This window comes from Roseburia sp. 831b, assembly GCF_001940165.2.
Taxonomy (GTDB): Bacteria; Bacillota; Clostridia; order Lachnospirales; family Lachnospiraceae; genus Roseburia.
The window spans coordinates 1-26182 of sequence record NZ_CP135162.1 but is presented as its reverse complement, the minus strand read 5'-3'; the positions used below and the strand labels follow the sequence as shown (position 1 = coordinate 26182).

At 42.3% G+C, this 26182-nt stretch carries 21 protein-coding genes and 1 riboswitch; of the genes, 1 reads left to right on the top strand and 20 read right to left on the bottom strand.

Features of this window, described 5'->3' with window-relative positions; translation table 11 throughout:
* Positions 1-204: 204 nt before the first annotated feature.
* The 3 genes from gdhA to BIV16_RS00095 all read right to left on the bottom strand — a co-directional run bounded on the left by gdhA (position 205) and on the right by BIV16_RS00095 (position 2649).
* Positions 205-1563, bottom strand: coding sequence for an NADP-specific glutamate dehydrogenase (gdhA, locus tag BIV16_RS00105; protein WP_075679972.1), 1359 nt, complete (start codon positions 1561-1563; stop codon positions 205-207).
* A 357-nt stretch (positions 1564-1920) separates the two neighbouring features.
* Positions 1921-2184: a DUF4321 domain-containing protein gene (locus tag BIV16_RS00100; protein ID WP_075679973.1), complete on the bottom strand. Its 264-nt coding sequence runs from the start codon at positions 2182-2184 to the stop codon at positions 1921-1923.
* A gap of 9 nt (positions 2185-2193) precedes the next feature.
* Complete coding sequence (locus BIV16_RS00095) at positions 2194-2649, bottom strand: MarR family winged helix-turn-helix transcriptional regulator (protein WP_075679974.1); 456 nt, start codon at positions 2647-2649, stop codon at positions 2194-2196.
* Positions 2650-3556: 907 nt separating this feature from the next.
* A riboswitch (TPP riboswitch) is annotated at positions 3557-3665 on the top strand.
* Positions 3666-3697: 32 nt separating this feature from the next.
* Here BIV16_RS00095 and thiT point away from each other — a divergent pair.
* On the top strand, positions 3698-4384 hold the full coding sequence (thiT, locus tag BIV16_RS00090) for an energy-coupled thiamine transporter ThiT (protein WP_075679975.1): 687 nt from the start codon (positions 3698-3700) through the stop codon (positions 4382-4384).
* A 179-nt stretch (positions 4385-4563) separates the two neighbouring features.
* Here thiT and BIV16_RS00085 read toward each other — a convergent pair whose 3' ends face one another.
* The 17 genes from BIV16_RS00085 to BIV16_RS00005 all read right to left on the bottom strand — a co-directional run bounded on the left by BIV16_RS00085 (position 4564) and on the right by BIV16_RS00005 (position 26182).
* On the bottom strand, positions 4564-5505 hold the full coding sequence (locus BIV16_RS00085; RefSeq protein WP_075679976.1) for an ROK family glucokinase: 942 nt from the start codon (positions 5503-5505) through the stop codon (positions 4564-4566).
* Between the two features lie 72 nt (positions 5506-5577).
* Positions 5578-7947 carry a transglycosylase domain-containing protein gene (locus tag BIV16_RS00080; protein WP_083625119.1) on the bottom strand — a complete coding sequence of 790 codons (2370 nt, stop codon included), beginning with the start codon at positions 7945-7947 and terminating at the stop codon, positions 5578-5580.
* Positions 7948-7979: 32 nt separating this feature from the next.
* Positions 7980-9539, bottom strand: a complete 1560-nt coding sequence (locus BIV16_RS00075; protein ID WP_075679977.1) for an ATP-binding protein — start codon at positions 9537-9539, stop codon at positions 7980-7982.
* On the bottom strand, positions 9530-10588 hold the full coding sequence (locus BIV16_RS00070) for a metallophosphoesterase family protein (protein ID WP_075679978.1): 1059 nt from the start codon (positions 10586-10588) through the stop codon (positions 9530-9532). Before BIV16_RS00070 ends, BIV16_RS00075 begins: the two co-directional genes overlap by 10 nt.
* Positions 10589-10860: 272 nt before the next feature.
* The gene (gene spoVT, locus BIV16_RS00065) at positions 10861-11403 is read right to left on the bottom strand and encodes a stage V sporulation protein T (protein WP_075679979.1); all 543 of its coding nucleotides are present in this window, start codon (positions 11401-11403) and stop codon (positions 10861-10863) included.
* Between the two features lie 111 nt (positions 11404-11514).
* A complete protein-coding gene (locus tag BIV16_RS00060; protein ID WP_075679980.1) occupies positions 11515-12570 on the bottom strand; it encodes a methyl-accepting chemotaxis protein in 1056 nt (351 codons plus the stop codon).
* Positions 12571-12685: 115 nt separating this feature from the next.
* On the bottom strand, positions 12686-13462 hold the full coding sequence (locus tag BIV16_RS00055; RefSeq protein WP_075679981.1) for an SDR family NAD(P)-dependent oxidoreductase: 777 nt from the start codon (positions 13460-13462) through the stop codon (positions 12686-12688).
* 248 nt (positions 13463-13710) lie between these two features.
* Positions 13711-15879 carry a peptide ABC transporter substrate-binding protein gene (locus BIV16_RS00050; protein WP_075679982.1) on the bottom strand — a complete coding sequence of 723 codons (2169 nt, stop codon included), beginning with the start codon at positions 15877-15879 and terminating at the stop codon, positions 13711-13713.
* A 322-nt stretch (positions 15880-16201) separates the two neighbouring features.
* The gene (locus tag BIV16_RS00045) at positions 16202-17260 is read right to left on the bottom strand and encodes a D-alanyl-D-alanine carboxypeptidase family protein (protein WP_075679983.1); all 1059 of its coding nucleotides are present in this window, start codon (positions 17258-17260) and stop codon (positions 16202-16204) included.
* A gap of 308 nt (positions 17261-17568) precedes the next feature.
* Complete coding sequence (locus BIV16_RS00040; RefSeq protein WP_075679984.1) at positions 17569-19542, bottom strand: sodium-translocating pyrophosphatase; 1974 nt, start codon at positions 19540-19542, stop codon at positions 17569-17571.
* A gap of 222 nt (positions 19543-19764) precedes the next feature.
* Positions 19765-20751: a diaminopimelate dehydrogenase gene (locus tag BIV16_RS00035; RefSeq protein WP_075679985.1), complete on the bottom strand. Its 987-nt coding sequence runs from the start codon at positions 20749-20751 to the stop codon at positions 19765-19767.
* 151 nt (positions 20752-20902) lie between these two features.
* On the bottom strand, positions 20903-21928 hold the full coding sequence (locus tag BIV16_RS00030) for a helix-turn-helix domain-containing protein (RefSeq protein WP_075679986.1): 1026 nt from the start codon (positions 21926-21928) through the stop codon (positions 20903-20905).
* 152 nt (positions 21929-22080) lie between these two features.
* A complete protein-coding gene (locus BIV16_RS00025; protein WP_075679987.1) occupies positions 22081-22617 on the bottom strand; it encodes a hypothetical protein in 537 nt (178 codons plus the stop codon).
* A gap of 52 nt (positions 22618-22669) precedes the next feature.
* Positions 22670-24247, bottom strand: coding sequence for a recombinase family protein (locus BIV16_RS00020; protein ID WP_154410947.1), 1578 nt, complete (start codon positions 24245-24247; stop codon positions 22670-22672).
* A gap of 144 nt (positions 24248-24391) precedes the next feature.
* On the bottom strand, positions 24392-24586 hold the full coding sequence (locus BIV16_RS00015) for a hypothetical protein (protein WP_002334813.1): 195 nt from the start codon (positions 24584-24586) through the stop codon (positions 24392-24394).
* A gap of 72 nt (positions 24587-24658) precedes the next feature.
* Positions 24659-25603, bottom strand: a complete 945-nt coding sequence (mobV, locus tag BIV16_RS00010) for a MobV family relaxase (protein ID WP_002334814.1) — start codon at positions 25601-25603, stop codon at positions 24659-24661.
* A 183-nt stretch (positions 25604-25786) separates the two neighbouring features.
* Positions 25787-26182: a replication initiator protein A gene (locus tag BIV16_RS00005; RefSeq protein ID WP_002588752.1), complete on the bottom strand. Its 396-nt coding sequence runs from the start codon at positions 26180-26182 to the stop codon at positions 25787-25789.

Sequence of the window (26182 nt, the reverse complement as noted above, 5' to 3'; positions counted from 1 at the left end):
TGCATTTTTATTTTGCAACCATATTTGATTGCATTTTAATTCTGTAATTATTTTTAGTTGCGTTTTCCAACTTATTCTTGAATAATCTAGTCATTTTCTATATTTTCATTTATTGTCCATAAAAGCAACAGCCCCCACACATTACAGTTCTGTAATGTGTGGGGGCTTATTTTGAATAACTATTTATCAGCTTTTAATTTTTGCCTAGCAAACACCCTGAGCAAGCATAGCATCAACAACTTTTTCAAAACCTGCGATATTTGCACCAGCAACATAGTCTGTCTGACCGCCAACTGTTGCATTGTATCTCTTAGCAGCATCTGAAATGTTAGCGTAGATTGTTTCCATGATTCCTTTGAGTTTTCCATCAACTTCTTCGAATGTCCAGGAAAGTCTCTCGGAGTTCTGGCTCATCTCTAATGCAGATGTAGCAACACCACCGGCGTTAGCAGCTTTACCACCTACGAACAATACGCCGTTCTCCTGTAAGTATTTGGTAGCTTCTAATGTAGTAGGCATGTTAGCACCTTCTGTTACAGATGTAACACCGTTTGCAACTAACATTTTTGCATCTTCAAGGTCTAACTCGTTCTGAGTTGCACAAGGAAGCGCTAAGTCTACTTTGTACTGCCATACACCGTGTTCACCGTTCTCTTTTGCATGATATTCAGCAGATGGTCTAGCAGCTGCATACTCTGTCAAACGTGCACGTTTTACTTCTTTTACTTCTTTTAATAATGCAACATCGATTCCTTCTGGATCATAAATCCAACCGGTAGAATCAGAACATGTTACAACTTTTGCTCCTAACTGGTAAGCTTTCTCGATTGCGTAGATTGCAACGTTACCGGAACCGGAAACTGCTGCTGTCTTACCTTCCAGGCTCATTCCATGATCTTTCCACAATGCGTTTGTTAAGTATAACAAACCATATCCTGTAGCCTGTGTACGAGCAAGGGAACCACCGTATGTAAGTCCTTTACCTGTTAATACACCTTCGAAAGAACCACGGATTCTCTTGTACTGTCCGAACATGAAACCGATTTCTCTTGCGCCTGTTCCGATATCACCGGCAGGAACATCGACATCTGCTCCGATGTATTTGGAAAGCTCTGTCATAAAGCTCTGGCAGAATGCCATGATTTCTCTATCTGATTTGCCCTTAGGATCGAAATCAGAACCACCTTTACCACCACCGATTGGAAGTGTTGTAAGAGAGTTTTTGAAAATCTGCTCAAATCCTAAGAATTTAATAATACCTAAGTTAACGGAAGGATGAAGTCTTAAACCTCCCTTGTATGGTCCAATTGCATTATTGAACTGTACACGGAAACCTCTGTTTACCTGAACCTGTCCATTGTCATCTACCCATGGTACACGGAACATAATCTGACGATCTGGCTCTGTGATTCTCTCTAAAATTGCATTTTTACGATATAAATCTTCATTTGCATCAATTACTGGTCTTAAAGAATCTAATACTTCTTCAACAGCCTGTAAAAATTCAGGTTCAGAAGCGTTTTTTGCTTTTACTTTTGCAAGTACTTCATCAACGTAACTCATAATTCACAATCTCCTTTTCTAACACAACATGCCGTTGTTTGTTCATCAACACGTTTATTTTATTATAAAATGAATTATGATGCAATGGTTTTTTCTTTATTTCGTTAAAATATTAAAGTTTTCATGCAAAAAAGCAGTATTTTTGCAAGTTTATCTATTAAAAATTTCATTTATAACGTTTTTTATCAATATTCTTGATTTTTCTTATTTATCCTATTTTTATGAAGTAAAAAAATAGGGCATCAAGACATACAAGCGCCTGACACCCTGTTTTTCTTGCCACAGCACATTGCCTGGCAGAATCTTCCTTATACAATTTTTAATCTCACATCTTGATTACAAGCTCATGCAATCCAACTACATAAGTCGGTAGATGATAATCGCTAATAACACACCTATAATGCTTGCAATTGTAATCTTAATGGTCAGCCCAAATGTCAGAACCAAGATTCCAAGATTCAACACGATTGGTTCTGCAAATCCGAAGTTTTGTCCGTAATTTAACCAGCTTAAAAATGGTACTCCCTCTGCAAGTGAACCAAGGAAGCCTCCAAGCACAATTCCTGCTAACAATAATAAAAACAGTGCCCAATTATTTTTTCCTGCATTCCCTCTACTCATTGTATTCTCCTATTTCTTCTTATTTTCTTCGTAAACTTCATGAAAAAAGTTTGTAAGCGTCTCCATAGAATGAGCTAAAACCGTCAATTCTTCTCTGGAAAGTGAATTTTTCATGGAGCTAATCATACGATTATGAAACGCCTCATGATGTTCGTAAGCCCGTTTTCCTTTTTCCGTCAATGAAATAAAGACAATTCGTTTGTCCTCTTTGGTTCGCTCCCTTGTCACATAACCTTTTTCTGTCAGACCTTCAATTGCCTTTGTCATGGTGCCTGTTGTGACATTCATGCTTTTGGCAATTCCAGTCATGGTTTTTGCCTCTTTCGTACCGATTCCTTCTATAATATGGAAATCGTTATACGTGATGTCATGGAACTCCTCTGTTACCAGTTCTCTTCCCTCAATCTCCGTGATATCCTTGAAAAGTTTCACCAATAACTCGTTAAATGCTTCATCTGTTGTCATTGTTATACTCCTTTTTGCTGTCATAAATCAAAAAACTTCTGTCCGAGTCAAGTTTCCAGTTTTTATGACAATTTTCCCCGACTTTTATCATACCATGTCTTGCCTAAGAATCAAGAAATTTTCAAATTTTCGTTATAAAAAAGGAATGTATAACTATTATTGTAGTTATATTATTGTATGCACTTGGCTTTAAATGGTTTTAGACGTTTTCTAACTTTTCCACTCCCTTCACTTTGGCTCTTTAAGAGATTCTAGATACGTCCTGCTTTCTCCAACGCCTTGTTCTGGCGACTTTAGGTGGTTTTTGTAATTTTCCGGATTCTCTACTCCATTGCTTAGAGAACTTTAGGTGCTTTCAGCGATTTCACACTTTTTCTACTCCATTGGCTTGGCGCCTTTAGGTGTTTTTAAGCAGTTATCTTGTTTTCTACTCCATGGCTTAAATGACTTTAGGTGTTTTCAAGCATTTATCTTATTTTCTACTCCATTGCCTTGGCGCCTTTAGGTATTTTTGAGCATTTATCTTGTTCTCTACTCCATTGCTTAGAGGACTTTAGGTGCTTTCAGCGGTTTCACACTTTTTCTACTCCATGGCTTAAATGACTTTAGGTGTTTTTTCAACTTTTCCCAGTTTCCTACTCCATTCGCTCGGTGGCTTTAGGTGCTTTTTCAACTTTTCCCAGTTTTCTACTCCATTGCTTAAATGGCTTTAGGTGTTTTCAAAAGTTTTCTGCTTTTTCTACTCCATTGCTCTGACCTGCTTCGATTTTTCTTCAACCAACTTCCATCTTCATCCTCTGGCGAACCGGATTGTATTTTTCGACAATCTTCCTTGACTTTATTTCTTAACGTTGCTATATTTAACGACGAAGGTTTTCCTAAACCTATCACGTTACACACAATAAAATATTTCTGCTAGGGGTGCATTGCTTTTTGCAACGCTGAGAGATGATTTTCATCGACCCTCATTACTTGAACCGGATAATACCGGCGTAAGGAAGCGTTTTTATCACTCCCTCCTGGCATGAAATATGAAGGGAGATTTTTTATGAACAATTTTTTTGCAACACCAGAAGGAGCCTGGGATGACGGCTCTGCACATTTAACTACAATTGGTCTTGTGATTATCATTGCCATCATCGCAATCTTAATCATTGGTTCACTTCTCGTTCGTCACAAGAGCGCTGAGACCAAAAAGGCTATTACAACCAAGCAGCTTGTATTCTCTGCAGTTGCCATTGCACTTGCAGTTGTGACCTCTATGATTAAATTTGCCAACCTTCCAATGGGTGGTTCTGTCACATTGTTTAGTATGCTCTTTATCGCTTTGATTGGTTATTGGTACGGTCCATCTATCGGACTTATGACCGGTTTTGCCTATGGTCTTGTTCAGTTTGTCATGGAACCAATCTTTTACACGATTCCGCAGATGCTTTTGGATTACCCGCTTGCATTCGGCGCCTTAGGACTCTCCGGTTTCTTTTATAAGAAAAAATGGGGCTTACAGATTGGATATGTTGTCGGTGTAATCGGACGTTTCATTTGTTCCACCATTTCCGGTGTTGTTTTCTTCGGTTCTTTCGCACCAGAAGGAACTCCGGCGTTAGTCTATTCCGTAACTTATCAGGCAAGCTACTTAGTACCGGAGGCACTTGTAACCTTGATTTTGATTTCACTTCCACCGGTTGCAAGCGCCCTTGCTTATGTGAAAAAAATGGCACGTGCAGAAGTGTAAGTCAAACTTTGAAAAATATCTCATATGAAGCAAACATAACTTTTGAAACCAGAAATTTGCTTGCTCAAAAACAGTCAATTTGAAAAAATCCACAACTTACGAAATTTATAGTTCTTCGTAAGCTGTGGATTTTTATTTCTGTACCTCTGGCAATACACAGATACATCCCTGCATCTTTTTTAGTCTTCTAACAACATACGGACACATCCATACATTCCTGCATCATTTCCAAGGGATGCAAGTTCGAATTTTGCACCACGGCAGGCATGGAAGGTTCTTTCTACATAATATTTTTCAATATTATCTGTTAAAATCTTACCAGCTTTTGAAACTCCACCGCCGATTACAAATGCCTGTGGGTTTACTACACATGCAATATTAGCAAGTGCTGTTCCTAAAATCTTACCTACTTCGTCTACAAGACCAACGGCAACCGCATCTCCTGCTTTTGCTTCGTCGAAAACATCTTTTGCAGTGAGTTCATCAAAATTGCGTAAAGATGTCTCAGCGGTTGTAGTTGCAAGCTTTCTTTTTGCAATACGAACAATTCCGGTTGCTGATGCATACTGCTCTAAACATCCACATTTTCCACATCCACAGAGTTCGATTTCGTCTTCATTCACCATGACATGTCCGATTTCACCACCGGCTCCTGTTGCACCAGAAACCATCTTACCACCGATGATGATTCCACCGCCAACACCGGTTCCAAGTGTAACCATAACTACATCTGTAAATCCTTTACCGCCGCCTTGCCACATTTCTCCAAGTGCTGCGACATTTGCATCATTTCCTACTTTTACAGAAAGACCACTTAAGTTCTGTAACTGTTCTGCAACATTGAATACACCCCATCCAAGGTTTACGCATTTATTCACAGTTCCATCTGCCATAACAGGTCCTGGTACACCGATTCCAATTCCCTGTACATCATTTTTGGAGATGCTCTCCTGTGCCAGTTTGTTGTCAACGGCACGAGCCACATCCTCTAAAATGGAAGCTCCGTTGTTCTCGGTATTGGTCTTGATTTCCCATTTATCCAACATTTTTCCACTTGTTTCAAAAAAACCCATCTTGATGGTAGTACCACCAATATCTACACCAAATGCATATTTTTTCATGATTTATTTCCTTTCTGATTTTCGCCAAATACTATCCTTATTTTACGGTTTCGTTTCCTAATTGTCAACGGTTCAGTTTTGTCCATCGGATGGCGTATTTTCTCCTCCATTTTGCCCTGTCTGGGTGCCATTTTGATTGGTCTGGGAACCGTTTTGATTGGTCTGGGAACCATTTGACGAATCGGAATCTGTCTGTCCCGTTGTTCCGTTGATGGTATTCTGCGAGTTTCCATTGTCATTTGTAGTTGTACCCTGGATATCCGTTGGGGTTGTGACGGTAGAATTGTTTGTCTGTCCCGTCGTTCCCTGCTGCGTCTGATTGTTCTGTGTCTGATCGGTTGTAGTCTGCTGCGCATCTCCTGTATCCGTTGTTGTCGGTTGTGCATCCGTATTTTCTACCGCATCCTGCGACTCATCGGTTGTCTCGTCCTGCGATTCACCCTGGTTCACACTATCGGAAACCTGTGCATATGGGAGAAAATCAAGCGGATCTAGTCCCTCATGAATCTTTAACATGAAATCCTGCCAGATTTTTCCAGGATAGGTTGCACCCTGTAAGTTATTCAAAGTTTTTGGCATATCATATCCAACCCATACACTTGTGGTGTAATATCTGGTATAACCCACAAACCAGCCATCCTTTGAACCGTTTGTCGTACCTGTTTTTCCAGCACATGGCATGTCACCAAGGGAAAGTCCTCTTGCGGTACCTTCTTTGATAACACCCTGTAACACATCGGTCATCATGCGGGCTGCATTCTGCTTATAGACAATCGTCTCTGTCTGTGGTGCGGAATAAACTACATTTCCATCTGCATCCAAAATAGATGTGACACAGGTCGGTTCGCGGTAAACACCATCATTTTCAATCGTAGCATAACCGGATGCCATCTCAACTGCGGAAACACCATTGGTAAAACCACCCAGTGCGGTTGCCGGTGTCTCATCTGCTGCAACAATTTTGGAGAAATTCATCTCTTTCAAATAGGAAAGACCTACCTTTGGGGTCAGCTCTGTATACAACTGCCATGCAATCGTGTTGATGGAATTCTCTACCGCTGTCCGTACCGTAATCTCGCCTCGGTAGGAACCTCCCGCATTCTTTGGTCCATCCTCAATTGGCTGATCGACCACATGGGAATCCGGCGTATAACCATTTTCAAAAGCTGGCGTGTATACAATCAAAGGTTTTATCGTACTACCAGGCTGTCGGAAACTCTGGTAGGCACGGTTTAAGGTATAGCCGGAAAAGTCCTGGCTTCGTCCACCTACAATTGCTTTTACAAATCCTGTGTCATTGTCAATACATACCGCAGAAGATTGAAGCGTATAGACGCCGTCATCCGTTGTCTCCGTAAAATCGCTTAACGTATCGTTCACAGAATCCTGTAATTCCTGCTGCATGGTAAGGTCAATGGAAGTATAAATCTGATAACCGGCTGTATACAGTTTCTTCTGGCACTCATCGTAAAGTTCACTGTAAGCCTCATCATACGCATCTTCCTCCTCCTGCGTATCAAAATCATATTGGAATTCAAATCCCTCCAATGACATCAACGCCTTGGTTGCACAAGAATAGGTATAAGTTTCCACATAATCATTCTTTGCCGTCTCTTCCGGCTGGTCTAAGACAATCTCCTCGGAAACAGCCTCATTGTATCTGGCCTGCGAAATTTTTCCGTCCTCTAACATATTTTTCAGAATACGATTTCTTCGCCCAACCCCTTTATCCAAATGGGTGAGTGGGTTGTACATGGTCGGATTGTTCGGAATTCCACACAGATATGCAATCTGCGAAAGATCCAAATCCTGGACATCCTTATTGAAATAACCACGGCTTGCAGCCTGAATTCCATAATATCCATTTCCAAAATAGATATTATTTAAGTAATACTCCAAAATTTTATCCTTGCTGTAAACACGTTCCATCTCAAGTGCAATAAAAATCTCTTCCACTTTTCGCTGCCAGGTCTGCTCCGTTGACAGATAAATATTTCTTGCAAGCTGCATTGTAATCGTACTTCCACCCTGCGTTACCTCACGATTTTTTACCATTGCGACAAATGCACGCACAATCGCTTTATAGTCAACACCGTGGTGTCTGTAAAATTTTTTATCTTCAATACTGATAATCGCCGCCTTTACATCGGCAGGAATATCCTCAGAATTTACATAATAAACGTCTTTTGATCCTCTTAACTTGGTAATCAGATCCCCATTTGCATCATAGACACTACTTGTCTGTGCTGACTTAAAGGTAGCCTCGGTGGAATCCTTCACAAGCTGTACTGCCTCGGAATGCAATTTCTGAATCTGCTGCGCATAGCCACCATAATAATAATATGCCAATGCACCAATGACTAAGAACATCAGAACAATTTGAAATTTTGCGAAAAACCAAAAGAAACGGTTCTTTCTCTTTTTCTTTCTTTTTTTTGCCATAAAAATCAGGTTCCTTTCCTAACATTACCTTACTATAATACCACTTTTTGGTACATAATACCCATTTTTTGTAAGATTTCTTCTTCACGCTTTTGACAGGTGAACAAAAATACCTGTGTCTGCTGCTTTTCCAGTAAAAGAAGTGCCTCTCCCAGACGTGTCTCATCATACATTGCAAATGTCTCATCCAGCAAAAGCGGCAGCTTTTCCTCTCTTGTAAAAACAGTGCCAACAGCAAGGCGCAGCGCCAGATACATTTGTTCTAACGTTCCCTTGCTAAGCTGTTCTAGCGGAATGGTTCTTCCTTCCAGATAAACTTTTAAATTTCCCTGTTCGTCCACCCGGATTCTGTCGTACCTGCCGTTCGTAAGCTCTGACACATATTTTGACACCTGCGCATCGAGCTGATCCTGGATATCCTCACTCACTTCCACCGATAATTTTTGAATCTGCATCTGCGCTAATTCCAACGCCTGGATATCCTCTTTTAATTCCTGTTCTTTCCGGCTTAATTGTTCCAATTGTTCTGATTGTTCCTTCAAATTAGACAATCTGATTTCTTTTTCGCGCACTGTCTCTTCTAATTTTCGAAGTAACTTTTTCTCCGAAAAAGGCTCCTCTTCCAACTGAGGCTTCTGTGATATTCCATCTGGAACTGGCGCATCTTCCCCTGTCGTCTCATTCGAAAAAATTCCGCAAAAGAAAATTGCAATGAAAAAAATCTCTAACAGCCAGAAAACGGGTGCCACCTGATACCAGATTTGATAAGCAAACGAGTTCAAAATTGCAAGCATGGCGCCAGCGACACGAAGTGTTCTGGAAGAAAAAGAATGTAAAATGCGTAGGATACCGCTTTCTTTCCTAACCGTTTCCTGCTTTCTAGCAAATTGCGCTTCCTTTTGCTGTTCTGACTCCATTTGCATTTTTGCTTTCTCGATTAATTGTTTCTGCTCTGCAAGGTCACGCTCAAGAACTTTTTTTTCTACCAGTACATGCTCTTGCTGCTGCTTTCGCTGCTGTTCTTCTTTTCGAAGTATGGACGCAAGTTCTCTCTTTTGGGTCAAAAGATTCTTCATCGCCCTTGTCACATGAATCGAGCCGGCACCACCTAACGTGGCATCGGATAAGTATTCTGCCAAAAGTCCGGCAAGCTGTGTTCCAGTCGCAGCTCCTGCCTGTGGAATCTCATAGGTTGCCTCATATGCCTCCTTGCTGATTCCTCCAAGCAGCACCGCTAAATCTCCATAAGCAACCGAAAGTTCTTCCCCATCCCTTTCGTTACATAAAACTTCCTTTTTCTCCTTCACATAGAAATTGCGCTCCAGATAAAAAGGCTTCCCGTCCACGAAAAAATGCATTGCCCCGCTATAATAAGACGGTGCATGCCACGGCTCATATTTCGTATAAAGCTCTCCTGCTGCCGCCCTTCCCTTTGGCTTTTCCATCCCGAACAGCATGCTTTTTAAAAATGCCTGCATCGTCGATTTTCCGGCTTCATTTTCCCCATAAATCAGATTGATTCCCGGGTCAAATGTGTATTCTTTGTTCTGTAATTTTCCATAGTTGTATATTTTAATCTGATTTATCTGCATATCTGATGTCCTAACAAGGCGCTTACGCCATATTCTAATGCCTTTTTTGTGATGTTGGTCTGTTCCATTTCCTGCATGGAAGTAATATATGCTTCCACTAATGTATTCTGATGTTCTTCCTTTAATTTCTCATAATCGTAGTTTGGCAAAATATCACATGTTACATCTAACACCTGTTCTAACGCCTCGATGCGCTCTAATCCAAACTCCATATCCGGGTCTGCATATCCTTTTAGCTGAATCCGAAAAAGCTGATACGGTTCACTTTCCTGAATTAAGTTTCTTGCCCATTCTAATACCTCACGCCCCGTTGTCTTTTGCTCAACCGGAAACGTTTCCACACAGTACTGGCATTTTTGGATTGGGAAAAACTGAAGTACACAGTGTCCTTTTTCCAATTCTCCCATCCAATAACCATGCGGTCCAAAATCATTGCAGTCGGTCGGCTCTAGCGCTCCCGCCATCGTCACTTTTCCTGGAATTAACTGACCGCCCTTGTGAATATGCCCCATCATGGTATAATCAAATCCATTGTTTACAAACGTAGTTGGGTTGCATGGGATATGCTTTTCATCTCCCCCGTGTGCCAGGAAAAGATTGATTCGTTTTCCATTCGCCGGTCTTACTTCATCGTAAAGACGCTCCCTGATTTCCCTGTGCCAGTAACTCAAACCATACACGGTGATATTGTCCTTTGGGAAATCGATTGCTTCCACCTCTTCTTTTGGGAAAAAGTAAACATTGTCCGGCCAGGGATAGGACAAATAATATGATTTTGGCTGTAAATAATCATGATTGCCTGCAATCAGAAAAATCTTGGTCTGTGGAATCTGTTCAAACAGGCGTCCCACCTCTTTTAGCTCCCTTTTTAGGGGCTGTGCATGAAAAAGGTCTCCCGTAATAAACAGGTACTCTATCTTTTTTCTTGCTGCCACTGCAATTACCTCGGCAAAAGAATCCCAGATATCCTGTGTTCTTCGCTCACTCCATGCCCTTCCCTGATCTGGTTTTACCCCAAGGTGCACATCCGATATATGCATAAATCTCATTTGTTGTCCCTCCCTTTTTCCATATTTGTCTGCTATACCAGTACATTTGTTCTTATTTTACAACCCAATGTTGGACTGCGCAACTGTTTTCCACGAAAAGCTGTACTTTTCTGGAATGAAATATATGGTAAAATACTAAGCTTTCCCTACCTAAAAATTAGGGTGGTCTGGAATACTTATATGACAAAAAATGGATGCCAAGCTTTTCAAAAGCCTGACATCCACTTTTTTACATCTTATCGTTCCTGTGAGATAGCCAATAGAGCCTGTTCCTATTGCTCCATCTGGCGACCGAGAAAACCAGCTGCAGCTGCAGCAAGCTTTCGCTCCGTCTCACCCATTTTCTCCTCTTTGTCCGCAAGGATGACTGCCCCGATGGCATCTCCTTCACAGATGATGGTACAGATTGCCTGTTGCCCAAAATCTCCGGCATCGTCTAATGTGACCTTGATAAAATCCGAGGAATCCTTTTGTGCAACCACATTTCCACGTTCTTCAATTAACGTTTCTAACTGTTTGCTGATTGGTTTTCCATCAAAATCCTTTTTTCCGGAACCTGATGCTGCAATAATGTGGTCACGATCCGCAATACATACCAGATGCCCTGTCGTCTGTGCTAAGCTCTCCGCATACTGCACTGCGAACTGGCTGAGTTCCCCAATCGGAGAATATTTCTTCAGAATAATCTCGCCTTCCCGGTCCGTAAAAATCTCCAGCGGATCTCCCTCCCGGATTCTTAATGTTCTTCGAATTTCTTTCGGTACTACAATACGTCCCAAATCATCTATTCTGCGTACAATTCCTGTGGCTTTCACTACTTTTTCCTCCAATTTCACATTTTCTAAGAGTGTTTTGGATTACGTTTCACTCTTTTCTGCTATATATTAGTCATGGAGTTAGTATGTGGAAAATCACAAAAATTATTCTTATTTTTCCGTTGTCTGTGCATAGAACACATCTTTGGACATTCCGTCCATAATCTGTGCTGCATCCTCTAATGTATTTTTAATCACAGGTACCGGTCTTGCAACATCTGCCAATGCATCTGTGACGTCGGACATCTTCGCAGAATCGTCTTTTAATGTCTCACACTGTTCTTTGATGTTTCCTGCCTCATTTTCCATCTCCGTCATGGAACTGCTGATTTCTTCACTGACTGCTGCAAGCGAACTGATAGAGTCGTTAATCTGGGATACGTTCTGCTGATTCTGTTCATTCAATTTCCAGACATTCTCAATCTTCTCTGTCATGCTGCCGAGCGCCGTAATGGTATCCTTTGCACTTGTCACGCTCTTCTCGGATGCTCCGCGGATTCCTTCTACAAACTGTCCCATATCGCCGGTCAGTTTCTGTGTCTCTTCTGCAAGTTTTCGGATCTCGTCTGCTACAACCGCAAAACCTTTTCCTGCTTCCCCTGCTCTTGCAGCCTCGATAGAAGCGTTTAATGCAAGAAGATTTGTCTGTGAAGAAATCGAATTGATACCTTCAATTACCTCATTCATATGTAAAATCACATCCGACAGCTGATCCATATCCTTTTGCATCGCTTTTGACATCTCGATGGTCTGGTTGGATAACTCTCTGATGTTATTTAACTCATTCTGCCCCTCATCAATCTTCTTGTATACATCACTCGTCTCCTCAGAAGCACTGATAATGGTATTGGTCAGCTCTTCATGCTGCTGTGATACACGCTCTGCCACAGAAGTGGTCTCAGATGTTGCATCATAAATCTTTTCCGATGCTGCCGCTACATGTGAAGAAAGTGCTTCTAAGGTCTTGATGTGCTGTGCTAAGTCCTGATCTAAGGAACCTAACTGTTCCACTACTTCCTTATCTTTTTCGTAAACTTTCGCAAACTCTTTCCGTCCGTTTACCAGTCTTGCATAAATTGCAGCCAGCTCCGGTTTTTTCGTGTAATCTGCCGGTCTTAATCCAGCAAGTGCCTCAAGTAATTCTTTGTCATTTGATTTTGAAAACATTCTCTCATTCCCCTATTTTTACAAATTTCATTTGTTTTCCTTGATTTTGTACCCAATTTTTTCAAAAGTCAATCCCATTTTGAAATCTTTTTCTTCTATATATAACTGACTTCTGTTATTTTGTTAACTTCTTCTTCTGCTGATGCCCCACAATATCAATCAAAAGCTTCTGTGGGATGAATCTTGCAAAAGTTGTCGCAGCCTTTAGCGTAAGCGTCGGCACAATCACCGTCTTACGGCGTTTCATCTGACTGATTGCATAAGACGCACAATATTCCGGCGTAATTCCCGGCAATGCAAACTCTACATTTGCGACATCATTAAACTCTGTGTCAACCGGTCCCGGACAAAGTGCACCGACATACACGTTGCTGTTCTTCTGCTTTAGCTCTGCTGCCACGGCACGTGTCAGACTTGCCACATAAGCTTTGGTTGCATAGTAGGTCGCCATGTATGGTCCTGCCGGAAGCAGTCCCGCCGAAGATGCCACATTTAAAAGATAACCGTGCCCCTGTTGTTCCATGCTATAAAGCATTTTCTTCATTAATAGATGCATGGCTTTGATGTTGACGTCTATCATTTCAAGTTCCTTCTTGGCATCCGTATCCAAAAAGGATCCACAGTCCCCAAATCCCGCATTGTTAATAAAGATAGAAACCGGTATCTCTTCTAATTCTTCCACCAATCGAATACATTCTGCTGTTTTCGAAAGGTCTGCCGTAATCAAAAGACATGTGGTGCCTTTTTTCTCTAATTCTGCTTTGAGTTCTTCTAGGCGTTCCTTTCTTCTTGCCACCAGCACCAACGGATATCCCTCCCTTGCGAGCTGTCTTGCAAACTCTTTTCCAATGCCTGAACTGGCACCTGTTACCACTGCAAAATGTTTTTTCATGTTCTCCCTTCTTCCCTCCTCTATAACAAAAAATTCCATGAATTGTAATAAAATTATTATACCATAAGATAATCTTTTTCACAATTCATGGAACTTATTCCTTCCACTAGATTTTTTCTTTTACCTGCAACAAAATACAAGTGTTCTGTTTAAAATTACATCTATCTTTTAACTAACAAAGGAACTGCCACCGAAGTGACAGCTCCTTTGTCTCAAACTGATTCTGTTACTCAGGCAACTAACAGAATTTAGAAAATACCAAGTGTACGAACCATGTAACCTGCGTAATCAGGTAAGAAGGTATCAAGGTAGGTCTTAGGATCACCGTAGTCAGGACCCCATCCGGATAAGTCATAGATATCGTAGTTAGCTTCATATCCATAGCTTGTGTAGTATCCTGCATAATACCATTCATCGTTGCTATTTGCTGCTACTAAGTTTACTTTTACAAGACCTTCTAAGGAAGCCTCTAAGGACTGTTTGTAAGCGTTTGCCATATTTGTATATCTTTCATCGTTAGATGCATAAGGCAAATCAAGAACAACTGGGTTGTCAGCATCAATGGTAACACCGTCAGCCTTTAATTCGTCGATTGCTGTATTTAACTCTTCCATAGCGTTCTCTGGGCTATACCATCCATCGAATCCATCGGAAGAACCGTTTCCTTCATCTGCTGTAGAATCCCAAACTTTAATCTTAACACCATCAGCATCAATCTGAGCCTGCTCGATTTCACCATAGTATGTTCCTGCTGGGAATGTAGTCTCTTCACCGTTGATATCAATTGTAACATCCTCATCAAGGGATACGAATGTACCAGGTGTGTAACCATTTCTAAGAGAATTATATTTCAAATCCTCACCTGTAACCTGTGCGTTGTAAGAAGCTCTGTCTACACCGAAGGAAATTGCTCTACGGAAGTGAACATTCTGAAGAGCTGCATTTGTCTGCGCTTTCTGTTCATCTGTCTCGCTGGATACAACTGTTGTATCATCATTTGTATTTGCAAATGCTGCACGGTTTAAGTTGTAGAATGCCATGTAAGAAGTTGCTTCTGTATCTGTAACATAAGCGTAATCATCAAATAAACCGTCTGTCTTTGCAGTCTCAATTGTTGAAGTATTTAAGTTAGCTCCGTCTAACACGCCGGATTTCAAATCTGTGTATGTCTTTGTAACATCAGTACCATCATTGTAAACCCATGTAAGAGTCTTGATGTTGATGTTATCTTTGTTCCAGTAAGAATCATTTGCCTGGAATACAATAGTATTCTTAGCAGTTGCATTTGTTACAAGATATGGTCCACAGTAAGCGATGGAGTTAGGGTCTTTACCGTATGTATAATCGGATGCGGAGGAATCATATTCCTGACCGAATTTACCACCCTGTGATTCATAGTAGGTTCTGCTCATTGGAGCAAATACACCATAACCAAGCATAGTTGTGAAGTAAGTACATGGTGCCTCTAAGTCATATTCTACGGTGTAATCATCAACAGCCTTTACACCAACCTGGGAGAAGTCTGTTACAGATCCATCAATATATTCAGATGCATTCTTGATGATACCTTCTACTAAGTATTCCAGACCACCCTGTGCATCCATCATATGCTGCATACCGGCAACGAAGTCGTCTGCTGTTACATCAGCAACTTCTCTTCCCTGGGAATCAACCCATTTCACACCTTCACGAAGCTTGAATGTATAAGTTAATCCGTCATCCGATACTTCGTAGCTTTCTGCTAATGCTGGCTGAAGTGTTCCTTCACAGTCATATTCCATCAAACCATCATAAGTATTGATGATTGCTTCACTATCTGCTGATAAAGAAGTAGCAAGTACATCCCATGTTACAGGATCTGATGGATATACATAATTGTAGGTATCTTTTAATGTATATCCTTTTTCCTGAAGATAAGATTTTGCCCAGTCTTCATAGGTTCCTGTTCCTTTTAACTCAGCCCATTTTGCTTTCATCTCTGCTCTGTCTGCTGCTTTGATATAATCCGTAGCAACAAGAGCCTGATGGAATCTTTCGTAGTCATTTCCCCATAATGTATAGTCAACAGTTCTTGGAGCCACTCTGGAGATTGCATACATACCACCACGTGTTCGTGTTGGAAGCATAACACCTGACTCTAATAATTTTGCTTCTGCAACTGCTTCTAATGCATATTTCTCAGATACAGATGATGCATCGTCCACTTTCTGATATGCCTCATAGAAATCTCCTAACTGTGCATCATAGATTTCACTGGATGTTGCGTCATAGTTGGCATCTGATGCCCCAGCACTCTCTGTGCCTTCTTCTGTCTGTGCGTTGCTGCTTGTATTTGCATCTGCGGAACCTTTGCCACAGCCTACAAGGCTAGCACTCATTGCTACGATGAGCATTGCACTTACCACTTTTTTCTTCATAATTTTTCCTCCTAAAAAATTTATCTTCAACGTACGCTGCCTGATAGCTTACGTCAAATTCATGATTCGTCCGACAATTCTCTCTCCCATTAACACCTTGTTGTTTTGTAGTTTTATCACGTTAAAGTGAAATAAGAATAAAAAAAGTGCGGATAGACGTCTTCGTCTATTGCACCGTCGCAACGCTTTGTGTCTGTGTATCACGAACACTTGTTTTTTATTATACAAACTTCTTTTCATTTGTCAACAACTTTTTTTAGAAATTTAAAGCGATGCATGAACAACGTCACGCACCGCCCTTATTTTAAGCCATTTTTATCTTTTATTGAAATACAGAATCATATAAGGCTACCTGATCATAAATACACTGCCAGCTGCTAGAAGAACCTGCCGTCACACAGACATAACCATGACCGTCCGGTGCTTCTCCGTAACTTGCCGCACAGCTTCCTGCCTGCACCACGTAACCTGTTTTTCCACAGACAACGGTTCCAAGTGTTTCTTTATCCTCAATCCTGCGCAGGAACCAGTTGGAGATTACAATTCCTTCCGGATGCTGCTCTGTCGCAGACGTCTTGTAACAATGTGTAGACAGAACCTCCCTACATAACTCATTGTTCATCGCAGCTTCTAAAATCATTGCCATATCATAGGTGGTACAATACAGATCATCATCATAGATACCGACACAGTTTGTAAAATGGGCAGAATCAGACAGTCCTAATTCTTTTACCTTTTCATTCATCATCTCCACAAACGCTTCCTGGGAGCCTGCAACATACGTTGCAAGTCCTACCGCAGCGTCGCCACCGGATGGCAGAATGGTTCCATAGAACAAATCACGAACCGTAACCGTCTCACCCTCCAGGAAACCTGCCGTACTGCAGTCATTGATATAGGCATAGTCTGTCACATCTAAAGTAAACGTGAAGGTATCATCCAAATCCTTTACATGTTCTGCCGCCACAAGAACCGTCAGCACCTTTGTCATCGAGGCCGGATTAATACGCTCATTTGCGCCCTTCTGTGACACAATATTTCCGTTATCCAGGTCAATTAAGACAGCATGTTCACTTACAATCCCATCACCTACATTTGTAGTTTCCGGTGTCTCCTGCGCAGAAAATACCTTTGCCGCCTCCGTATTTTCTTCTACGGATGCCGTGGCTGCTGCTTCGTCTTCCGTGGCTGATTCATCCTGCGCCACGTACTCGGTATCTCCTAAGTCTGCTTCAATCTCATTTTTCGGTGACTTTCCTGTATTTACTTTTACCAGAATCCCAATTACAAGTATCACACAAAGGAAACCTGCCAGTGAAAAAATCTGCCTTCTCAACTCCTTTTTCCTTTTCTGTTTTCTAGCCTCTGACTGTCTGCTCATGTTTCTTTATCTCCCATCACAATTTCATCTTAATCTCAGCGTCTTTTTCAAATACTTCTAAGTATTTACCTTTATTCTCATTATCTGAATATTTTCATGCTCTATTCCTGCAAAAAATTTCCTTACCATTCTAGCACAATTTTATTTTCGTGACTATCCTATTTTTTCCAAAATTTTAATTATAAGAACCCAGAATTGCTTCTCGCCTTTTGCCATCCGAATCTTTATAACGAAAAAACAGCTGCATCTCTTACTTTTGTAAAAGACACAACTGTTTTTCTTATTTCAGCTTCAAATGAAGTTAAATCCTAGAGTAATCCACCGATGCTTAAGAATAATGGTGCAAATACTAAAGCAACAACTGTCATTAATTTGATTAAGATGTTGATAGATGGACCTGATGTATCCTTGAAAGGATCACCTACGGTATCACCTACAACGGCTGCTTTGTGAGGATCACTACCTTTTCCACCGTGTGCACCACCTTCGATGTATTTCTTAGCGTTATCCCATGCACCACCTGCATTTGCCATGAAGATAGCCATCATAACACCAGTTACAAGAGCACCAGCAAGAAGTCCGCCTAATGCTTCTGTACCTAAAAGAACACCTACAAGGATAGGAGCAACGATTGCAATGATACCTGGAAGTAACATCTGTTTTAATGCAGCATTTGTAGAGATACCAACACAAGACTTGTAGTCAGGTTTGCTTGTTCCCTCTAAGATACCTTTGTCTGCATGGAACTGACGACGTACTTCTTCAATCATCTTATAAGCTGCTTTGGAAACGGATTCCATTGTAATAGCAGAGAATAAGAATGGTAACATAGCACCAATGAATAATCCGATGATTACAGTAGGCTGAAGAATAGAAATGCTGTCAAGCTTAACTGCTTCGGAATATGATACGAATAAAGATAAAGCTGTTAATGCTGCAGATCCGATTGCGAAACCTTTACCAACAGCAGCTGTTGTGTTACCAACAGAGTCTAATGTATCTGTGATGTCACGAACGCTTTCGTCTAATCCTGCCATCTCAGCGATACCACCTGCGTTATCAGCGATTGGACCATAAGCATCAACTGCTACGGTGCTTCCTGTTGTAGCAAGCATACCAACTGCTGCAAGAGCGATACCATAAATACCAGCGAATGCGTAAGCTGCGAAGATACCAACTGCAATCAAAATGATTGGGATAGTACAAGAATGCATACCTACTGCTAAACCACTGATGATGTTTGTTGCTGCACCAGTCTCAGACTGATCTGCAATTTTACGTACATGACGGTATTTGTCAGATGTGTACCATTCTGTGATAGTACCGATTAATGTTCCAACAATAAGACCAGCGATGATAGCACCACATGGTTTGTAAGAACCAAGAACTACTTTACTTAATACAACTGCAGCTACAATTGTAATTACGTTTGCAATGTTTGTTCCAAGCTTTAATGCTTTGTGAGGATCTGCGCCTTCTTTTCCACGTACACAGAATACACCAAGAATAGAAGAAACGATACCTACTGCTGCAAGGATGAGTGGATATAAAGCTCCAGACATTCCGTCATAAGCAAGGATACCTAATGTGATTGCAGATACGATAGAACCAACATAAGATTCAAATAAGTCAGCTCCCATACCAGCAACGTCACCTACGTTATCACCTACGTTATCAGCGATAACTGCTGGGTTACGAGGATCATCTTCTGGGATACCAGCTTCTACTTTACCTACAAGGTCAGCTCCAACGTCTGCTGCTTTTGTGTAGATACCACCACCAACACGTGCGAACAATGCGATGGAAGAAGCACCAAGAGAGAATCCGAATAAGATGTCTGCATTACCAGTTACAAAATAAATGATGGAGACACCGAAAAGTCCAAGACCAACTACGCAAAGACCCATTACAGCACCACCACGGTAAGCGATTGGTAATGCTTTTGTCATACCACCTTCTTTAGCAGCGTTTGCTGTACGTACGTTTGCACGTGTTGCAACCTGCATACCACAGTATCCAGCGATTGTAGAGAATACTGCACCGATTACGAAACAGATAGCTGTTGCCCAGCTGATTCCGAATCCGATTGCTGCGAATAACACAACAATAAAAATGACAAGAATTTTGTATTCAGACATTAAGAACGCCTGAGCACCTTCGTGGATTGCTGCTGCAATCTCTTTCATTCTGTCAGTTCCTTCACCCTGTTTTTTTACCCATACTGCAAGACCTGCAGCAACAAGTAAAGCAAGGATTCCAATTACAGGAATTAAATAGTTCATAATTTCTCTCACTTTCTTTCGTTACTTTTACTTGTTATTTTCTTAACATGCAAGTTTAAAGTATAAAGAAACAAGCCTAAAATGTCAACACTTTAACCTCTTTTTTCCGCCACTTTTTTACATGATTTTTCTCCCTTTTTCACAAAGAAAAACCGGAGTTTCTATCTTATTTTTGAAAAAGGGATGTGTTTTTTGTTTCTTTCTCACAAAAACAACTTTGTTTTATAAAAGAGAGGCTCTTAACTCCTCACCGCTCTTCTCGCTTAAGTATGCTGGTGGGATGTCCAAAACAGTCTTACATCCGCACTGTCCTTCTTTGGCGAGACGATGTGCTGCTCTTGCGTAAGCAACCAGAACACTTGTTGTAAATTCTGGGTTGGAGTCTAATTTTAAACTATATTCAATGATATGGTTATGCTCTTTGTTCATGCCTGTCTTGCCGGAGCGAATGACGAAACCACCGTGTGCCATTCCGCTGTGATCTCTTTTTAATTCTACTTCGCTGATGAAATGAACGGTTGTGTCATAATCTGCGAAGTAGTTTGGCATTGTCTTAATCTCTTTTTCTACTGCTGCTGCATCTGCACCATCTTCTAACACAACAAAACATTCTCTTGTGTGTTTTTCTCTGGTAGAAAGCTCCGGATTTGCGCCGGAACGAACTGCTTCAAGTGCTGCTTCAACCGGAATTGTGTACTGTTTTGCATCTTTCACACCTTTGATACGGCGAATCGCATCAGAGTGTCCCTGGCTGACACCTTTTCCCCAGAATGTGTAATCTTTTCCATCCGGAAGAATTGCATTTGCATAAACTCTGTTTAAAGAGAACATTCCCGGATCCCAGCCTACGGAAATCAATGCAACGTTTCCTGCTGCCTTTGCTGCTGCATCTACTGCTGCAAAATGTTCCGGAATCTTTGCATGTGTATCAAAACTATCAATGACATTGAACATCTTTGCAAACTGTGGTGTCTGAACCGGAAGATCTGTTGCACTTCCTCCACACAGAATCATCACATCAATCTTGTCCTTCCACTGTTCCACATCTGCGACATTACAAACCGGTACATTTTCTGTCTGAATTGTAACGCTCTTTGGATCACGTCTTGTAAATACTGCAACAAGTTCCATATCGTCTGCTGCTTTTACTGCACACTCTACACCGCGTCCAAGATTTCCATAACCAATTATTCCAATTCTTGTACTCATTTTCTCATCCTTCCTTTGTTTTTATATACATTTGTAGTCAGATTGTTTTCTTTTCTCTGACCATGGAAATTTTTCACAGAAAAACTGTGCTTTTTTATCCTCATACAGTTTAAAATAAATGGTTATGGATTTCAATTCTTTTCTATCAATTTCAATCGAGTTTTCTTCTCAATCTCTTCATTTCACGCTCGTATTGTTCCTTCTGTTCACCCTCTGTGACATGATAGTCCTCTTTCAGGCAGCGAATGATGCGCTCATAATCCTGTATGGCAAGTTTGAGTTCTCCCTGTTTCTCATGAATCTGCGCCATGGAGCATAGTCCATCATAAATTCTTGGTGCCTCCTGCATCGTAAATGACGTTTCAAAGGCTTCCAATGCTTCTTTTTCCATGCCCATCTTCTGGTATCCTTCTCCTAACGAGCAATATGCCTGCCAGGTCTGCGGGTAGTCTTTTACCATCTTCTCCCAGTATTCCAAAGCTTCTTTACGCCTTCCTTCTCCAAACGCAACCTCCCCGCTATATAAAAGATATTGATGGTTCTTTTTTGCCTTTTTTATTTCTTCGATGTAAGGCTTTGCCTCCTCGTATCTGCCATCTGCAAGGAGATTCTCAATCACGCCGTAAAGTCCTAAGAAATTGCCTGGATTTTTCTCTAAAAATTCTTCAAAATAACGGATGACCTCAAAGTGATTGTCATACCATTTGTCTCCACAGACACCGCCGTTTGCTTCCAGATAAGCAACCCATCCTGCTTTTTCATCCGGGTCTGCCTCTAACACTCTTTTAGCATAGTAAGAAGCAAGTTCATGGTCACTGTGCGCTCTGTGGTTGTAAAGATAAGCAAGATTCGAGAGCGCTCTTGTGTCCTTTGGTGCATTTTTTAATCGGTTTTCCAAAAATGTGACGGCGCTCTCAAACGTTTTTTCCTTGATGGTACGCTCGGTCGAAATCATGTTTTCGATTCGCTCCATCTGTTCCTCATAAGGCATCTCAAACAATTCGTCAATCGTAACGCCAAAATATACCGCAAGTTTCGGGAGAAGTGCAATGTCCGGGTCACTTGCACCCCTTTCCCACTTGGATACTGCCTGGAATGACACGCCTAAAAATTCGGCAAGTTCTTCCTGTTTGATTTTATTTTCCTGTCTGTAATATTTAATCTGATTTCCTAACATACTTTTTCTCAACTTTCTTTTGAATTTGAGTGGCCACTTGTTTTTACATTTCTTACTATACATGGTCTTTTCATATGTTGCAATCGAGGTGCTTTTTAGTCAGTTCTACTGTTGGTTGAGTTGCTCCCGGATGTAGGTACCTGACCTTTCTTTTATTCGGTCTCTTTTTTCAAATGTCTTGTAATCGGAAGTAAAAGCAGGTACACAAAGATTCCGTACGCGATTGGTAACAGTGCAACCGCAAAGTTGGTAAAGATAACCTCCATGTCTTCTACGTACAAGAAAATTTGAATCAAGCTTATCACGGACGCAAGTGCTCCCGCAGGAATGACAGCCTTTTGCAAGGCAGCAAATACCTCTCTTTTTCCCGCCGGCCTGGACAGTAAAACAACTCCCGCTGAAATTAACACCAGATAAAGAAGCGATGGAAGGTCAAAATAGTTTCCAAGCATCCTTATCCCAATGCATATTGCAAGAAATACAAATGCCACGATTACCAGCACCTCTCCAAGAATCATCTGAATCCAGTTTCCCTTTGTATTTTTCTCATTCTCTTTTATTAATGTTTTCATATTTTCCTCCGCCTTTTTCTCATAAAATTCAGGAGGTAACACTTCGCCACTTAGCAATTCATTCACACTCACATCCAGATCATTACACAATGCATCTAACGATGAAATGTCCGGCATTCCTCTTCCCGTTTCCCTTAGTTAAAGATATTGTTGGGTATCTCAAGATGTGTCATTCGATTTTGCCGATAAAGCGGTAGAAGATTTCCACTTCCTGTTCCCGGCTTCCGTCCTCACTTTTGACCGCTTCATGGACAAGGATTTTTTCAATCAGCGTATTCAGAAGTTCAGCCGTCAATTCTGTGGGATTGACATACTGTTTCATCAGACCTATCCACTTTTCAGCGTCAACCGCTGTCTGGGCGGCGGTCTCCATCGCTTCGTGAAGCCGTTCAATTTTTACGTCCAATTCTCGCTGTTCGCCCTGATACTTTTCGGACAGCATATTGAAATTGTATTCTGTAATGCGTCCGGCAGACCAGTCCTCATACATTTTTGCAAACAGGGTGTCTACTTCTGCTTTGCGCTTTTCCGCCTTTTTCAGTTCGGCTGTCTGCCGCTTCCTTGCAGTATTGCGTTCCTTGTCGCTGGCGTTAAGTAGCCGTTTCAGAAGTTTGTCCCCATCCTGCTGTGCCAGCACAGACCAGTATTGCAGACGGGAAAGGACATAGGCGTAAAGCACATCATAGCGGATATAGTGCATGGAACACTGGTGCAATCCTTGCCCGTACTTGCTACAATGGTAGTGGGCATAGGGATTTTTGTTCTGGCTGTTCATACCATAGGCCAGCGACCAGCCGCAGTCCGCACATTTTACCAGCCCGGAAAATATCTGTGTTGTGCCGTTCTTCTGCCGTCTGCGCCTGTTGCAAATCTGCTCCTGTACTTGACGGAACACATCTTCGGAAATAATCGCTTCGTGGGTGTTCTCCACACGATACCATTCCTCTTTTGGCTTGCGTACTTTCTTCTTGTTTTTGAATGAAATGTTGGTCTGCTTATTGTGGACGCTGTGTCCGATATAGGTTTCCTCTTTCAGAATACTTTTCACCTGCGCTATCGTCCACGCATAGGCTTTTTCCTCCGGCGCTCCGGCATAGATATTTGCGAAAGTGCCGTATCTCTGGAAATTCAGCCAGCCGGGAGTAGGTACTTTTTCTTCGACCAAAATCCGTGTAATGCTGGCGGCTCCCCGGCCATGAACGGCAAGGTCAAAAATCTTTTCGATAATCCACCTTGTTTCCGGGTCAATCAGAAGATGGCCTTTCTTATCTGGGTCTTTGACATAGCCAAGCGGAGCATAGGCTCCATAGTGTGCGCCATTTGCGAACCGTGTCCGCATGGCCGCCTTTACCTTTTTGCTGGTCTGGCGGGCGTGCATTTCATTCAGAATGTTGAGGAATGGGGCAAGCTCATTCTCTCCGTTGATGGTGTCCACATTGTCATTGACAGCGATATAGCGGACGCCTTTGCTGGGAAAGTAGATTTCCGTGTACTGGCCGGTCAGAATGTAGTTTCTGCCTAAGCGGGATAAATCCTTCGTAACAACGCAGTTGATTTTCCCGTCCTCAATGTCATCAATCATTCTCTGAAAATCCGGCCTGTCAAAGTTCGTTCCAGACCATCCATCGTCGATATATTCATCTATGACATTCAGGCCATGCTCGGCGGCATATTGCCGGAGCATCATGCGTTGTGTCTGAATACTCCCGCTTTCTCCTTGCAGTTCATCGTCCCGGCTCAATCTCATATAAAGCGCCGTGTTGTAAATCGTAGTATTGTAAGGTTGTTTCACCGTAAAAATCCTCCTTCTAAAGAAACAACCCACGCTTACAATACTTTTGCTCTATGGCAATTATATCATAAGCGTGGGCGTGTTATCAATGATGGGCTATCAGGTTGAAGCGGCTTTTTCTGCGGTATGCCGCACCACATCTACAATCAGATCACCGAGGGGCTTCCCGCCTGCGGCGAAGTGTTCGGAGATTTTTATACGGTTGTTCCCACATACAAAATACTGCGTGCCGTTCTCTGCTTGTATAACCTGCCCTGTTCGGGGTGTAAAAATATCGCTTTCACTTTTTGCCATCCAGTGTCCTCCATATTCAGTTTTCAAGGTACAATGCCGCACAGAGGCGGCGAAAATTTCTGCTTATATCTATCACCTTTCCTTTACCGTGTGCCGCTGCTGACGTTTCAGTTCCGCCAGTATATCCGGCGGGATACGGTCAACCAGCCGCTGTAAATTGTCCAGTTCGCTTTTCAGCTTTGCCCGTTCCATCGTATCTTTCATCTTTCCTTTTTCGCTGGCCTTTGCCCTTGCTTCCAACTTCTCATTCTCCGCCAGCAGGTCATTGATTGTGACCTTGTACTTTTTCAACTGCCCGGAGAAATTCTCCATCTGCGGGAACCACTTTTTCAGCATGGAGAGGGCTTCCTCTTTTTTCTTTCCGGCGTTCAGCGGGTTAATGCCGTCCAGTGTGGCTTCAATGGCTCTTGCCTGCCGGGAGAGGGAAACCGCCTGTTTGAAAAGCCGGGTGGGGATATGCTTCCGGCCTGTCCTGCTGGCGCTCTCCCCACGCTCCAAGTCAGGATATTTCTCCACCATATAGGCGTGAAAATCGTCCTGCCACTTCGTCAGGTTTGCCCGGTTGCCGATAATCTCCTTTGCACACAGGCGGTTGTCCTTTGTCAGCGGAACAAAGGTCAAATGCAGGTGGGGCGTTTTCTCGTCCATGTGTACCACCGCCGACACGATATTTTCCCGTCCTACCCGGCCAATGAGGAAGTCCGCCGCCCTCTGGAAAAACGCCTGTATCTCCTTTGGGGATTTCCCCTTGAAAAACTCCGGGCTGGCAGTTACCAGCGTATCGACAAACCGTGTGCTGTCCTTGCGGGTTCGGCACCCGGCCTGTTCAATGCGGTTTTGAATGAAATGATAGTACCTGCCCTCTGGCTTGACGATATGAAAGTTGTACTTGCTCCGGCTTGTGTCAATGTCGGGGTTGCTGGCGTATTGTTCTTTCTGTCTTTCGTGATGGGCTTCCAGCGGCCTTGCCGGGTTGCCCTTGTGCTTCTCAAACCGCAAAATTGCGTGTTGTGCCATTCTGCTCCTTTCCCCATTCCTTTCCTATCCGGGGTTTTCCACAGGGAAAATCCCGCAGAAATTAGCTCGGATAGGATTGGAATGGATAGAATATAAATAAATCTTTTTAATCTTTGTATTTCTATATACCGTCCGGTTTTCGTACTTCCGGGGAGTGATTTCCTCACTTCATAAGTACGGTTTTCAGCCCTCCGGCGTACCAGAACCGGATTTCTTGAAGTCGGTGTTTGGAACCGCTTCATAGGATTTTGGGAAAATGCGGTTGGGTTTTCCACAGCCCTGCTTCTGGATCTCCACCAGCCCGGCGTATTGCAGTTCCCGCAGGGTGTTTACCGCTTTCTGCCGCCCACAGTGGAGCAGGTCAACCACCTCGCAGATGGGATAGTACAGATAAATCCGTCCGCAATCATCCGCCCACCCATTCTTGCGGGATAACTCTGTCCGGCGCAGGATAAAGGCGTACAGAACCTTTGCCTCGTTGGACAAGGGCTTGAATGTGGGGGCTTCAAAGAGGAAATTCGGGAGCCGGGTGAAGCTGAACGCCTTTTCCGGCTGATGGATATAGATGGTATTTGTCAT

Excerpts from the sequence above, each read along its gene's own strand:
- gdhA (WP_075679972.1), bottom strand. The coding sequence starts at position 1,563 with ATGAGTTACGTTGATGAAGTACTTGCAAAAGTAAAAGCAAAAAACGCT.
- BIV16_RS00100 (WP_075679973.1), bottom strand. The coding sequence starts at position 2,184 with ATGAGTAGAGGGAATGCAGGAAAAAATAATTGGGCACTGTTTTTATTA.
- BIV16_RS00095 (WP_075679974.1), bottom strand. The coding sequence starts at position 2,649 with ATGACAACAGATGAAGCATTTAACGAGTTATTGGTGAAACTTTTCAAG.
- thiT (WP_075679975.1), top strand. The coding sequence starts at position 3,698 with ATGAACAATTTTTTTGCAACACCAGAAGGAGCCTGGGATGACGGCTCT.
- BIV16_RS00085 (WP_075679976.1), bottom strand. The coding sequence starts at position 5,505 with ATGAAAAAATATGCATTTGGTGTAGATATTGGTGGTACTACCATCAAG.
- BIV16_RS00080 (WP_083625119.1), bottom strand. The coding sequence starts at position 7,947 with ATGGCAAAAAAAAGAAAGAAAAAGAGAAAGAACCGTTTCTTTTGGTTT.
- BIV16_RS00075 (WP_075679977.1), bottom strand. The coding sequence starts at position 9,539 with ATGCAGATAAATCAGATTAAAATATACAACTATGGAAAATTACAGAAC.
- BIV16_RS00070 (WP_075679978.1), bottom strand. The coding sequence starts at position 10,588 with ATGAGATTTATGCATATATCGGATGTGCACCTTGGGGTAAAACCAGAT.
- BIV16_RS00060 (WP_075679980.1), bottom strand. The coding sequence starts at position 12,570 with ATGTTTTCAAAATCAAATGACAAAGAATTACTTGAGGCACTTGCTGGA.
- BIV16_RS00055 (WP_075679981.1), bottom strand. The coding sequence starts at position 13,462 with ATGAAAAAACATTTTGCAGTGGTAACAGGTGCCAGTTCAGGCATTGGA.
- BIV16_RS00050 (WP_075679982.1), bottom strand. The coding sequence starts at position 15,879 with ATGAAGAAAAAAGTGGTAAGTGCAATGCTCATCGTAGCAATGAGTGCT.
- BIV16_RS00045 (WP_075679983.1), bottom strand. The coding sequence starts at position 17,260 with ATGAGCAGACAGTCAGAGGCTAGAAAACAGAAAAGGAAAAAGGAGTTG.
- BIV16_RS00040 (WP_075679984.1), bottom strand. The coding sequence starts at position 19,542 with ATGAACTATTTAATTCCTGTAATTGGAATCCTTGCTTTACTTGTTGCT.
- BIV16_RS00035 (WP_075679985.1), bottom strand. The coding sequence starts at position 20,751 with ATGAGTACAAGAATTGGAATAATTGGTTATGGAAATCTTGGACGCGGT.
- BIV16_RS00030 (WP_075679986.1), bottom strand. The coding sequence starts at position 21,928 with ATGTTAGGAAATCAGATTAAATATTACAGACAGGAAAATAAAATCAAA.
- BIV16_RS00025 (WP_075679987.1), bottom strand. The coding sequence starts at position 22,617 with ATGCCGGACATTTCATCGTTAGATGCATTGTGTAATGATCTGGATGTG.
- BIV16_RS00020 (WP_154410947.1), bottom strand. The coding sequence starts at position 24,247 with ATGAGATTGAGCCGGGACGATGAACTGCAAGGAGAAAGCGGGAGTATT.
- BIV16_RS00015 (WP_002334813.1), bottom strand. The coding sequence starts at position 24,586 with ATGGCAAAAAGTGAAAGCGATATTTTTACACCCCGAACAGGGCAGGTT.
- mobV (WP_002334814.1), bottom strand. The coding sequence starts at position 25,603 with ATGGCACAACACGCAATTTTGCGGTTTGAGAAGCACAAGGGCAACCCG.
- BIV16_RS00005 (WP_002588752.1), bottom strand. The coding sequence starts at position 26,182 with ATGACAAATACCATCTATATCCATCAGCCGGAAAAGGCGTTCAGCTTC.